This window comes from Acidovorax sp. GW821-FHT10A04, from assembly GCF_059415825.1.
The window spans coordinates 100198-112813 of the sequence record NZ_JBWKNZ010000003.1; the positions used below are offsets into that span (position 1 = coordinate 100198).

At 60.1% G+C, this 12616-nt stretch carries 12 protein-coding genes; 8 read left to right on the forward strand and 4 right to left on the reverse strand.

Going from position 1 to position 12616, the window contains the following annotated elements; translation table 11 throughout:
• Positions 1 to 48 precede the first annotated feature (48 nt).
• Positions 49 to 1239, forward strand: a complete 1191-nt coding sequence (locus AC07PF_RS08095) for a tetratricopeptide repeat protein (protein WP_494611473.1) — start codon at positions 49 to 51, stop codon at positions 1237 to 1239.
• An 83-nt stretch (positions 1240 to 1322) separates the two neighbouring features.
• Entirely contained in the window at positions 1323 to 1778 is a 456-nt protein-coding gene (locus tag AC07PF_RS08100; protein WP_494611474.1) for a helix-turn-helix domain-containing protein, read from the forward strand.
• Positions 1779 to 1799: 21 nt separating this feature from the next.
• Here AC07PF_RS08100 and AC07PF_RS08105 read toward each other — a convergent pair whose 3' ends face one another.
• From AC07PF_RS08105 to AC07PF_RS08120, 4 genes are all read right to left on the reverse strand, one after another.
• Positions 1800 to 2093 carry a hypothetical protein gene (locus AC07PF_RS08105; protein ID WP_494611475.1) on the reverse strand — a complete coding sequence of 98 codons (294 nt, stop codon included), beginning with the start codon at positions 2091 to 2093 and terminating at the stop codon, positions 1800 to 1802.
• Positions 2094 to 2163: 70 nt separating this feature from the next.
• The gene (locus tag AC07PF_RS08110; protein WP_494611476.1) at positions 2164 to 5643 is read right to left on the reverse strand and encodes an ATP-binding protein; all 3480 of its coding nucleotides are present in this window, start codon (positions 5641 to 5643) and stop codon (positions 2164 to 2166) included.
• A 39-nt stretch (positions 5644 to 5682) separates the two neighbouring features.
• Positions 5683 to 6966 carry a metallophosphoesterase family protein gene (locus AC07PF_RS08115; protein WP_494611477.1) on the reverse strand — a complete coding sequence of 428 codons (1284 nt, stop codon included), beginning with the start codon at positions 6964 to 6966 and terminating at the stop codon, positions 5683 to 5685.
• A gap of 49 nt (positions 6967 to 7015) precedes the next feature.
• On the reverse strand, positions 7016 to 7288 hold the full coding sequence (locus AC07PF_RS08120; protein ID WP_494611478.1) for a hypothetical protein: 273 nt from the start codon (positions 7286 to 7288) through the stop codon (positions 7016 to 7018).
• A gap of 241 nt (positions 7289 to 7529) precedes the next feature.
• Here AC07PF_RS08120 and AC07PF_RS08125 point away from each other — a divergent pair, with 241 nt between their 5' ends.
• From AC07PF_RS08125 to AC07PF_RS08150, 6 genes are all read left to right on the forward strand, one after another.
• On the forward strand, positions 7530 to 9959 hold the full coding sequence (locus AC07PF_RS08125) for an AAA family ATPase (protein WP_494611479.1): 2430 nt from the start codon (positions 7530 to 7532) through the stop codon (positions 9957 to 9959).
• Positions 9960 to 10000: 41 nt separating this feature from the next.
• Entirely contained in the window at positions 10001 to 10423 is a 423-nt protein-coding gene (locus AC07PF_RS08130; protein ID WP_494611480.1) for a cupin domain-containing protein, read from the forward strand.
• Between the two features lie 131 nt (positions 10424 to 10554).
• On the forward strand, positions 10555 to 10956 hold the full coding sequence (locus tag AC07PF_RS08135) for a transposase (RefSeq protein WP_494611481.1): 402 nt from the start codon (positions 10555 to 10557) through the stop codon (positions 10954 to 10956).
• A 28-nt stretch (positions 10957 to 10984) separates the two neighbouring features.
• Positions 10985 to 12043 (forward strand): helix-turn-helix transcriptional regulator, encoded by a 1059-nt coding sequence (locus tag AC07PF_RS08140; RefSeq protein ID WP_494611482.1) that lies wholly within the window; start codon positions 10985 to 10987, stop codon positions 12041 to 12043.
• An 86-nt stretch (positions 12044 to 12129) separates the two neighbouring features.
• Positions 12130 to 12408: a hypothetical protein gene (locus AC07PF_RS08145; RefSeq protein WP_494611483.1), complete on the forward strand. Its 279-nt coding sequence runs from the start codon at positions 12130 to 12132 to the stop codon at positions 12406 to 12408.
• Between the two features lie 10 nt (positions 12409 to 12418).
• Positions 12419 to 12598 carry a hypothetical protein gene (locus tag AC07PF_RS08150; protein WP_494611484.1) on the forward strand — a complete coding sequence of 60 codons (180 nt, stop codon included), beginning with the start codon at positions 12419 to 12421 and terminating at the stop codon, positions 12596 to 12598.
• The last annotated feature ends 18 nt before the right edge of the window (positions 12599 to 12616 follow it).

Genomic DNA, 12616 nt, shown 5'->3' on the forward strand with positions numbered 1-12616 from the left:
GCCATACCGTAAGATGCGCCACCAACATCAATTCATCGAGGGTGGGCAATGGGCATCAGTGCAGTCAGCCAAATGGAGCGAGACGGGCTCCATCGACTGGAAACATTTCTGGCGCAGGATCCGGACAATCAGTCCCTGCAAAGCGCTGTTTTCGAGGCTGCACTGCGCTGCGCCGAATGGGACAAAGCCCGTGCCCAGATCGATGCAGGTCTACAGAAATCTCCGGATGCCCTCGTCTGGAAGATGCGGGAAGGAGATCTTTTGCTCGCGCAGAAACGCTTTGCCGAAGCAAGGGCGACCCTAGAGACGATCAAGATGGAGGGCACGCCCCGCAGCATCAGCGACGTCGTTCTCCACAACGTTGCGTACTCGTACCTTGGCGAGAAAGACTTTGCGCAGGCGATTGCCGTTCTTGAGCCACGCATGACCGAGCAGGAACAGGCCGGCGACTCCGCCAACCCTGAAGATGAGGCACAGGTTGGCTTACACAAGCTTTGGTTGCGCTCGCTCCATTTCTCAGGCGACGCCGAACGGGCCTGTGCATGGGCCAAGGACCTCGACAACAAGAGCAAGCTGTCGCAGCGGGTTGCCGGGATCGCCAGCCTTGTTGCGCTGGATGCCTCGGATGCGATTCTCGCCAAGAAATGGGCCCGAACCGCCCTTGAGGCCGAAATCAAAGACTCCGAAAAGGCCGAGGCCCTGGTCACATGGGCATCGCTCCTGCTAGGCAATCAGGATGTTTCCGGCGCCCAGCAATTTGCCCGTCGTGCTTTGGAGATGAATCCCCGCGAGGGCCGTGCATGGTCTGTCATTGGCTTCGCTCAACTGCTGGGCGGCGCACTCCAGGATGCGCAAAAGACATTCACCACAGCCTTGGAATCGATTCCCGGGCACGTTGGAACATGGCATGGACTGGGCTGGGCACAGTTGACTGAAGGCTCCCACCAAGCAGCGCTGGCCACCTTCCAGCATGCGCTCGCACTGGACCGAAATTTCGCAGAGAGCCACGGTGCCATGGCGGTTGCACTTATTCACTGCGGTGACCGCACAGCAGCAAAAGAGCATGCAGACAGGGCGCAAGGCCTCGACAAAACAAGCCTTTCCGGACACTACGCTAGGGCCTTGCTCAATGGCGAGATCCGAGACCAGCGAGCGTTGCAACGGCTGGCGAATCGACTACTGGGCGGGCGTGAAAGCCCCCTTGGAGGGTCGATGGCTGATTGGCTTGGCAAATCTTAGCTAGCCTCCGAAGGTGTGGGCAGCGTCTGCGCAGTTTGTGTCTAGACTAACGGCATCGAATTTGGGCATCTCACTCACTCACCATGAATACATTCTCGAATGCCTTCCGTTCCGAAGTCGTCCGCATGGCCCGCAAGGAGCTCAAGCCAGAGCTTCAGGGCATGCGCAAAGCGCTTTCGTCACATCGTTCGGAGATCGCGGCACTCAAGCGCGAAGTCAAGACGCTGACGTCGCAACTTAAGGCCGCCCAGCGCGTGGTCAAGGTGACTGCAGCTCCTATCGAGGATGAGCCAGCCCCAGCGCGCAAAGGGGGCCGGCAATGGGTTTTCAAGCCAGAAGCTTTGACCGCCAAGCGAGTCGAGTTGGGTGTCACCGCCAAGGACATGGCCAAGCTACTGCAGGCGTCGCCGCTCTCCCTCTCAAAATGGGAGAACGGCAAAGCCAATCCACGTACGGCCCAGTTGGAGCGAATTCGCGCAGTGCTCGGCCTGGGCAAACGCAAAGCCCTTGCCCTGCTGGCAGAAGGAGAGGGCCAATAGCGGCTTGAGCGCCGCACTACGTCAGGCTGCCGCTGCGGCGCTCAACACCTTTGCGCCCGTGAAGATGCACTCCAGCTTCTCATTGATGTAGTCTGACATCACCGGGTGCAGCGGCAGCGTTTGCCCGTTGTGCACATTGCATTGCGTGAAATCGATCCCATCCCTGTGCGCAGCCCGGCAGGCGGTGATGTACTCATTCATGAGCCCAGCAAACTCGATGAAGGGATGGTTGCCGATGGACACCGCGCTGCGATAAAACGCATCCGATGCATCCTGCATGCGGGTCAGAGCTACGAGGCGTTCGTTGGCGTCCATGTTCACTTCATCCTTCAAAATCTGATTCGGGCAGCATACCAGCGAGCCATTGCGATTCAGCGATATCTCGTCACAGTGTGGCCACGTTGAGATCACTCCCCAGCACCTCCCTGGCCAGCGGCACCAGGTGATCATGGTGGGTCAGGAAGATCACCTGCATCTTCTGCGACAGCTCCCCCAAAACCCGCAACCCAGCCGCAGTGCGCCGGTCATCAAAATTGATGAACAGGTCATCCGCAATGAGCGGCATGTTGAGCCCTTGCTCGATCTGCAACTCCAGCGCTGCCAGGCGCAGTGCCAGGTAGAGCTGGTCCCGGGACCCCTCGCTCATTCCCGAGACTTCCACCTGCGCCCCACCGTGCCGGATACCGTAGAGCCGTGGCGTCTGGTCGCCAGAGTCGACCAGCAAGCGCTCGAACGATCCCAGCGTCAGCGCGCTGAACGTCGAGGACGCCTTGGCCAGCATGGGGCCCTGGCGGGTCTCGCGGAATTTCTCCATCGACCATTTCAGCAGGCGCGCGGTGGTGTGCAGCTTGAGGTATCGCTCGGCAGCATCCGCGATCGATGCGATGGCCTCTTGCCGCCGCGCATCAGCTGTCGCCGCGGCGGCGGTACCGTCCAGGGCTTCAAACGCCTTTCGCTGCGTGCCCTGCTGGTTGCTCAACTGGGCGATCTGCTCGACCAGCTGCGCAGACACGCCTCCAAGCCGTTCGATCTCGGCCACCAGTTCATCGGGCGCGATGTTCTGCGCTTCCTCTCGAAGTTGATCGAGGCCCATCCCGTCACCGCCGTGCACCAGATCGGATTGCGCTGCGGCGATCTTGGCATCGATCTCCCGGCGTTGCTCGGACTGCTGCGCGGCCGCGGCCAACGCATTGACGTCTTCCACGCCCACAGCAGCCATCAGCGGCGCAAGGCGAGCCGCTTGGCCTTCATGACGTTGCCCGGCATCGGCGAGCTCCGCCTCGACCTGTGAATGCCGGACGCGCAGTTCGCACAGGGCTTTGTCTGCCTGCTGCGTGCTTGCCAGGCGAGCAAAGAGTTCTTGCGCGATCGAGTCGGCATCCTGTTGGGCAAGGTCGGTTGCAACCCGGTTCGCGAGGGCTTCTGCGGATGCCGTCAGATCATCAAGGTCCATCTGCATCGGCTCGATGCGCTCGGTTCGGATCTTTCGGATCAAGCCCAGCAGGCGGTCCACTTCCTGGATTGCTTCCGCCTCAGCCTCGACCTGTTCGGCCTTCGTGGCACCGTCGTAGCCCGCAGCTTCGACTGCCGCCTGCCATGACGACTCCCAATCGGTCCATACCGTCTGGGCCTGCTGGACTGCGGCCTGCAGGCGTGGCAGGCTGGTTTGAGCCGCGGCCAGTTGCTCCTCCAGCGTGCTGTGCTGCCCCCGTGCCTGCTCGACCATGGTGAGCAGCGCACGCGCCCGCTGCAGGCAGTCCTGGAGGGATGGCGCCTGCGCTTCGGTCTTTGGCTCCCCGAGCATGGACCAGATGGCGGTGGCCAGTTCAGAACCGGCGGCCTGCAGATCCTGGCGCTGCTGCTCTAGTCTGGTCAGCTCGGCGCTCAACTCCAGGACGGACCTGCGTTGGCGCAGCCATGCAGGAGCGGCTTCGAGCGGGAGCTCGGGCAGTCCACACTGGCCGGCAAGAGCATCCCAGCGGCGTTTGCGCTCTTCCCGGCGACCATGTGCACCCTGCAGGCGCCCTTCATGCGTCTGCTGCTCCAGCCGTACATGCTCGAAGCGCTCTGCCTTGGAGCGGCGCGTGGCCTCATGGTCGGCTTTGACGAGCCTGTCGTCCGCGAGGACATCGGCCTTGGTCACCCACTGCTCGTAGGGCCCCGCTTTGGCGGCCAGTTCGCCGGGAGCGGCCTTGATCGCCTGCCATTCCTTGTCACGGGCCTGGCGGGCCTCTTCGACCTGTTCTCGGGACACGGGTTGGAAATCCTGCACGAAGTGCTGCAACTCCAGCTCCAGGCGCTGAAGCTCCTGTGTCTTCTCGGCAAGGGCTTCCTGCATTGCCTGCACTTCGGCGTTGCCATTGCGGCTTTCATCGACGAGAGCTTGAACGGCAGCATCCTCGGGCACGAGCATGGCCGCGAGTGCAACGGGTTCAGCGCGCCAGTTGCCAAGCCCCGCCTTGGCGGATTCAAGCTCGGCGTTGAGTGCCTCGACCTTCTGCGCGAGCTGGGCCAGTGTCGCTGCGTGGTCGCCCAGCTTCAGGGCGCGCTCTACTGCGCCGGCCAGGTCCGGGTTCACCTCCCGTGCGCCCAGGCGTTCCAATGCCTGCTGGGCCTGGTCGATTTGCTGCGCCCTGTCAGCCAGGGAGGCTTGCGCACCGCGCAGCTGCTGCGCGAGTGTGCCCTTGTCCTTGAGCAGGCTCGCCAGCCGGTTCCGCACAGTGGCGGCAGGCAAGCGCTTGCGCACTGCTTCTTCGGTGTCGGCTTCCCAGCCCAGTTCCTGCGCGAGCTCCTGCACCCGGGACCAGTGGGTCTGGATCTCTTCGCCTCGTTTGGCGATGTCCGTCCTGTGACTACGGTACTGCAGCCTGCGTTCATGGAGGTCTGTGATGTCCGCGGCCAGGGACAGCAGGGTCTGGTCGACGCGGATGGCTTCCAGTTCGGACCGAAGGCTGGATGCTTGCTGTTCGAGGCGTTGCCTGTCGGCCTGGGCCATCGCCATGGCTTGGGCTGCATCACGGATGACGCTGGAGGCGTTCTCCGGCAGCAGCGGAACGTCGTCGGTGAGGCCGAGCGATTCCTTCTGTGCGTGGGCAGCATCAAGGGCCTGCAGCATGGGGCGCACGCGTCGGATGCGCTCAAACTGGCTCAGTTGCTGGCGGGTGGCTTTTTCTTGCTGTCTGGCCTCGGCAATGGCCTGCTCTGTCGATTGCAGCGCATCGTGCTGTGCCTTCCAATCCTTGGCCTTGAGCACGGCCTGCTTGAGCTGCGCTCCTGCAGCCTCGTAGGCTTCCTGGGCCTGGTAGTAGACCCGGGCGCCCGATTTGCGGCTGGCAAACAGGCTGTCGGCTTCTGCTTCGAGCTTTTGCAGCACGCCGGCGAGGCCTTCGATGCCGGCGGCCGACTGGAAGAGCAAGCGGCCCACGTCATCCGATGCCGACAGGATGCCGGCGCCCCCTTCAACCAAGGTGGAGTGGTCCAGCGCGTACATGCGCTGGAAGGCGTTGAGCTGCAGACCACCAAGCCAGGGCTGCAGGACGGCATCCGGGAGCACCGCGTCGTGGGGCGAGCGCACCGTGTTCTTGTTGCCCTTGGTTCGGTCAAACGCAAGAGGCGGATCCTGGGAAGCACCTCCAACGCGCTCAAGAACACCACCGACCCGCAGCTCCGACATCGGGTGCAGAAAGGCCAGGGGGGTTCTGACGGGGATGCCGAACAGCCAATCACCAATGGCCGAGCGGACCGTGGACTTTCCGGCTTCGTTGGGCCCCACGATCAGGTGGATGTCCCGGGGTTGCCTGGGCAAGGACAGATGGCGGTCGGTGAACTTGCCGTACCGGATCAGCTTGAGTTCGCGGATGCGCATGGGATGTGTCGAGCTGGGTGGACGGTTGCAACAGTTGCGTCAGGCGGCGGGTGCCGATCCCTGCGCGACCCGGGCCATGAGCACGGGGGCGGCCTGGCGGACGCGCTCGGCGATGAGTGGAGAGTCCGCCTGGCGCAGTTCCGCCAGCTCAGGCGCGGCAAGCAGGACATCGTGCGGCAGCTTCTCCAACAGCACCTGCCACTCGGCATGGAGCGCCTGCAGGAACTCCGGATCCGCATGGGCCGACGCAGCCAGGTCGTGCAGCGCATCGAGCGCGTCTTGTGCATCGTCCGATCCTGCGATGGTCGGCGCCTCCGGTGCTGTCGTAGACACCCGCACCTTCTCGATCCAGATGCGGTCCGGGTCCAGCGCAACGGCCTGGGCGATCACCTCCTGCCGCAACTGCCCTTCGTCGCTGGCCAGCGCTGCGTGGGCGGCGCACTGGCCCATGAAGCTCACGCGGACTGCCAGCGGGAGACCTGCCGGCGAGGTGGCCAGGAGCTGCTCAAGCGCCTGGCCCACCAGTCGCACCGCACTGCGCAGATCATCGCAAGCGCTGACGTCCACGGACAGCGCATGCCAGCGCAGCACGTCGACCTCGATGCGCTCGATCTCGGTGATCTCTCCGGCATCGGCACTGACCAGCAAGGCTCCGCGCGCGCCCGTCTCCTTGATGTGGCGGCCTTGCAGGTTGCCTGGGTAGGCAATGGTGGTGTCACCGCGTTCGATCCAGTGCTCATGCACATGGCCCAGGGCCCAGTACTGATAGCCCTTGGCCCGCAACTCGGTCACAGAGCAAGGGGCGTACTTTGGATGCTCGTTGTTGCCTTCCAGCGCTGTGTGCAGCACGCCGATGTTGAGCCAGCCTGGCATGGGCATGGGATAGCTGGGAACCAGGTTCTCCACGGTGGCTGCGACCTTGAAGCTGCGGCCATGCAGGGCGACCTTGAGTGCCTCGATGCGGAAGGTCTCGGCCTTGCGGGATGCGAAGGCATGGACGTTGTCTGGCAGCTCGAGGCCCTTGGTCATCTCGCTGTCGGCATCGTGGTTGCCGTAGAGCAGGTACACCGGGATGCCAGCTTGGCGGAGGCGGCCCATCTGGCGCACGAAGAACAGGCCGGTGTTGAAGTCCTTCCAATCGCCGTCGTAGACGTCGCCGGCAATGACCATGAAGTCCACCTTCTCTTCGGTGGCCACGGTGACCAGGCGCTCGAAGGCATCGCGGGTGGCGGTGCGCAGGCGCTCCGCGGGTGCATCCGGGTAGGAGGAGAGGCCTCGCAGGGGGCTGTCCAGGTGCAGGTCTGCGGTGTGGATGAATTTCAAGAACGAATCTCCTCTGGATGGCAGGCAGAAGGATGGCTGCAGACGCTGGTCACTTTCTGGGCACGATCTGGATGGTGCCCACGCCAGATTCGGCAGGCGGAGCAATCCAGTGGACCCAGACGCCGCGCATCCAGGCGCCCAGGTAGATAACGCTCACGATGAAGATTCCCCACTGGTCGGCCTTCCATGCGGCGTAGAACCAGGCGGGTTGGCCGAGCATGCCGAAGATACAGGCCCAGCGGCGGAGGTTCTCGCTGCGGGCCTGGGACAGCCAAGCTGCGAGGGCGCCGAATAGGGCAATGGCGATCTGGTCGAGTTCCATGCTGTGATTGTGCATGACTGGATGGAATTACAGCACTCAATTCCTTCGCGCAGCGCCCTCAATTGGCAGCTTTGTGTGGGATCCTTTCCCTAAGTTCGATCGAAAAGTTGACCCCGATCAATTGCAGATCTGGCTTGCCAAAACAATGTTGCAATTTCTTGCAAATGCCGCAATAGTTTATTTTTCACGCCTTGCACTTTGTTGCAAATGGGCGCAAGACAACTACGGGGGGATGGGATAGGTGATCAATCAGATTGACATAGCCAGCTTTGGCAGCTTTCAGGGCCTGGAGTGGAAGAAGACTGTCCGAGACAGTGGCAAGAACGTAAAGGCGTTCCAGCGGCTCAACATCCTTTATGGGCGCAATTACTCAGGCAAGACCACCCTTTCGCGGGTCTTCCGTGCGCTGGAAACCCGCAAGCTTCCGCTTAACTACGTTGGCTCTTCCTTCACAGTGTATGGGGAGAAAGGCAACGTTGCTCACACCGGCCTTGCAGCCCACAACTATGACGTGCGGGTCTACAACCGCGACTTCGTCACCGACAACCTTAGCTTCCTAGTCAATCAGGACGCCGGTGGTGTGATCAAGACCTTTGCCATCGTCGGTGAGCAAAACAAAGAAATTGACGACGCCATCGCTACGATTGAAGCCAAGCTTGGCAGCGTGGAAGGCAAGGCAGGGCTTCGGTTTGATCTGGAAGCTAAGAAGAAAGAGCGCGACCGCACCAAGTCTGCCCACACTACTGCGTCCAATGACATAGAAGAAAAACTGCGTGCCCATGCCAATGACAAGATCAAGAAGAACCGTCAGTACGGCAGTGCTGTCTACAACATTGGACATATCAAAAGTGACATTGCATCCACCAAGAAGGTAGGCTTCGTCGCCCTCACGACTGAGCAGCAGGCAGTCAAACTGAGTCTGCTCAAGCAGGAAGCCCTGCCTGACATCAATGGCACTTTGGCGGTTACCCTCAAGCTAGAGTCTTTAACGGCCATTGCCGAACCGCTACTGTCCAAGACGATCACACCAACCAAGGCTATTGAGGAACTGCTTAAAGACAGCGCCTTGCAACTCTGGGTTAAGCAGGGTATGGGGCACCACCGCGAGAAACGAAGCACCTGCGCCTTCTGTCGGCAAGATCTGCCGCACGACATTTGGCAGGTGCTGGACGAGCATTTCAGCAAGGAGTCGGGCGACCTGGAAACGGCTTTGGATGCGGCTATTACGGCAGTAACGACCGAAATTGCCACCATAGCGGGACCCAACACCTTCACGGGTGCGCAGTTCTATGCTGACGAGCGCACCGCGTTTGAAGTCAGCAGCAAAGCCCTGTCTCAAGCACTGGCCTTCTACAAGAAGGATCTGGAGGCGCTGAAAAAGTCGCTTGAGACTCGGAAGAACAACCTGTTCCAGCCCACAGCCCTCAAGGCTCCTGCCCATGACGCCAAGGAAATCGCAAAGCATGTGGCCGACATCAATACTCTGATTAGCATGAGCAACAGCAAGACTGCCACGCTCGAAAAGGACAAGACCGCTGCCAGAGATGCACTTCGCCTGGCTGACGTGTGCGCCTTTGCTGACGCCATCACTTACGACAAGGAGCTTGGCCGAATTGCAACTCTCAAGACCACTTCGGATATGGCAGGAACGGCCTTCACCGATGCAGAAAAAGAGATCCGTGACGCCGAGGCTGAAGTTCAAGCCCTGAGGGCTAAACAGAAGGATGAGCGCAAGGGGGCAGAACGGGTCAATGCCCTGCTCAACAACTTCTTCGGCCATGACGGAATCAAGCTGGAAGCTCGTGACGGCGCGGACAACGCCACTGTCAAGTTTGAGATCACCCGCAATGGCAAGTCGGCCTACAACCTCAGTGAAGGCGAATGCAGCCTGATCGCCTTCTGTTACTTCATTGCCAAGCTTGATGATCCTGAGACCAAGGGAAAAGACCTGATCATCTACATTGACGATCCAATCTCAAGCTTGGACGGCAATCACATCTTCTTCATGTTCAGTTTGATTGAAAGCTTGATCACCAAGCCAGTGAAGAAAGAAGATGGCTCAAACTCCTACCGATACAAACAACTGTTCATCTCCACCCACAACTTGGACTTCCTGAAGTACCTCAAGCGCCTCTCCATTCCGATGAGGAAACTGCCTGCAGCAGACGGAGTAAAGGCAAAGAGCGTCAGTGATCATGAACACTTCATGATTGAGCGAAATGGCGCATCAAGCAACATCATGCTTATGCCGTCTTACCTCAAAGACTACATCACAGAATTCCACTACCTGTTTCATCAAATCTATAAGTGCAAGGACCAAGCTGCCGCAGCGGAGAACCACGAGCCATTCTTTGGCTTCGGCAACAATCTGCGCAAGTTCCTGGAGGCATTCTTGTTCTTTAAGTATCCATATCACGACGACAAGAACGATTCCTTCGAACGGATCAAGAAGTTTTTTGGGGAGGAGGAAGACACAGCAGTTGCACTTGTGAATCGCCTTAACAACGAGTTCTCACACCTAGAGGCCGTTCCAGACAGAGGCTTTAAGCCCGTTGAAATCCCTGAGATTGCCAAGGTTGCTAACTATGTGTTGGACAAAATCTATGCCTCCGACAAAGTGCAATACAACTCTCTTTTGAAAAGCATTGGCGAGCCTGAGCGAGTGGTCTGAGGTTTTCAATGCGCCAACGCTAGTACGCGGCTCCCGAACGGATGGTGTCGCCCCACTACGCGGTCTGGATCCCCAGCGGCAAGCCCCACCGCTACCACGCCACGGACAACGCGCGCCTGTTCTTTCTGTTCGTGCAACCCGGCGTGGCGCGCATGCTTGAGCACTCCTGCACCGTGACCATAAGGCCCTTGCTGCGCGAGCTTATCGCCCATCTCGCCGGGCAACCGGTCGAATACGCACCTTCCGGCCCCGTCGGGCACCTGGTGCAAGTGCTGCTGGAACAACTGGCTGGCGCGCCGGTGCAGCAATTGCACTTCGCCCTGCCATGGCCCCAAGCCGGCGCGCCTTGGCTGACGCCCTTTCGCAAGGCTCGAGGACTGGTGCACGCTGGCCCACTGGGCGCAGTAAAAGGCCACGAGCCCAAGAGAGAACCCATCCGGATACAGGGTGTTGTCTTTGCCTGATGCCGCTTGTTCCTCCGCCCCGTTATCAGGGAGCAGTATGTCTGTCATGGTCCAATCAAATAGGACACCTCGATAGGGACCCATAGACCCCAGAGGAGACGACGAAACATTTAAGACCAAGAGAGCGCCGGGTGTTTGACGTGGCAGTCAAGATGATCCGAGGGCAAGACCTGAGCGTAGGCCGGGTCTGCAAGGATCTGGGCCTAGTGGACAGCGCGGTGCGCCGCTGGCTTGCGCAGTACGACGAAGAGACGGCCAGGCATCCAGGCATTGGCAAGCCACTGACGGCCGAGCAGCAGCGCATTCGGCAATTGGAATCTCAAGTCAGGCAACTGCAGTCGGACAATGAACTGCGAAAAAGCATCGGACTTCTTCGCCCGGGAAATGAAATGATTCAGGACCTGATGAGTGCACATCGGCTCAAATTGGATCGAAAAAGAGCTCACGAGGCGGCTCGAAATTTCCGCAGGCATTCACAGCCCAATCAAGTGACGCTGCTCTCGGCACACTCAAAGTTATGGCGGTGTGATTGATGCAAGCCCTGCAAAGGCAATTGAAAGCTTGCGTATCTCCGTCTCTCCTGCTGTACTTCGCCAAAACCAAGAAGCACCAAGTTTTCACGAGGGAGTGAAGATGCCGCCAAGAGCAAAAAGGGAGAACGCGGAGCGTGTCCACAAGATCCTGGGCATCGTGCGTCGAAAGGACGGCGCGACGATGCAGGAGCTTATGGACGAGCTTGAGGTTTCGATGTCTACGCTGAAGCGTGACATTGATGTCCTGAGGGACCGCCTTGGCTGTCCGATCAGCTTCGACCGGGAAGTGAACAAGTGGGTCATTGGTGACCTTCCAGGCGGCAAGCGATTTGAGTTGCCAGGCCTGTGGTTCAACGCCAGCGAGATTTACGCACTTTTGGCGATGCAGCACCTGATAAGGGGCGTTCAACCGGGCTTGCTCGAGCCGCATCTCCAGCCCCTGAAAGGCAAACTGGAGGTGCTATTGGGCGAGTCGTCGGCCACGGCCAAGGACATCGAGAAGCGCATCAAGCTCATCCATTTCGCAGGCAGGCGCGTCGAGGTGAAGAACTTCGAGCAGTTGACACAGGCGGTGCTTGAGCGCAAAAGGGTCAGCCTGCGCTACTACCACCGCGACAAGAACGAGGTGAATGATCGTGAGGTTTCGCCCATACGGCTGGTCCACTACCGAGAAAACTGGCTGTTGGACGCATGGTGCCACTTGCGCAAAGAGCTTCGCTCCTTTGCCCTAGACGCGATCCAGCATGTGGAACTCACCGATACACCTGCCAAAGAGGTGGCCAAGGAGGTCTTGGCGGAACACTTCCAGAGCGGCTACGGCATCTATGCGGGCAAGGCCGACAAATGGGCGGTGCTCAAGTTCAGCAAGACGAGAGCGCAATACGTGTCGCTCGAGCGCTGGCACACGCAGCAGGCCAGCACCTGGCTAGATGATGGCAGCTACCAGCTCGAAGTGCCGTACTCCAAGGATCAGGAACTGGTGATGGACATACTACGGTTCGGCACGGATGTGGAAGTCTTGGCTCCGCCGGAGCTGCGCGAGCGGGTTCGGGATCAGTTGCGCGCCGCCGCAAAAATCTACAAGTGAGGCCCTATGGCTAGCTCATTCCGTGAGCTGGTGGCTCTGGAAAATTGATCCCACGCCTGCAGTTCGAGCGGGTATGGAGTAATGCGATGCAGATCAATCTTGCCCACCTCCGGCAACCCGCTGTCAGCGGCGGCTGGGTCAATTTCGCAGTTTTCGACGCCCGGTCGAGCAGCGGCACCACGAGCGCCAATGGCGCGCTCTTGGCGCAACTGACCGCCAAGGCGCGCGCGAACAACCTGCGCGTGGACCAGGCGGCTTTAGCCTACAGCTCCGGCGGTCGTGTCCAGTTTTTCGGCAGCAAGCACCTGGTGGACTTCCTGTCGCGCCGTGGACTGCCGCGCTGGACCCACACCCTCAACGTCTAAGGAGATCCAAATGGCTAAGAACGCACCTACTGGTGACAACGCTCGCCGGGGCGCCGTGCGCGACCGCTCGCAGACCCACAACCCCGTCACCGACACCTGGGTGAAGCGTGATACCGACACCGGCCGCTTCATGGACCAGAAGAAGGACGGTACGCCGTTCAAAGGCGTGCGCAAGGAGCACGGCAAGTAAGCCATGCTGTCCTTGAGG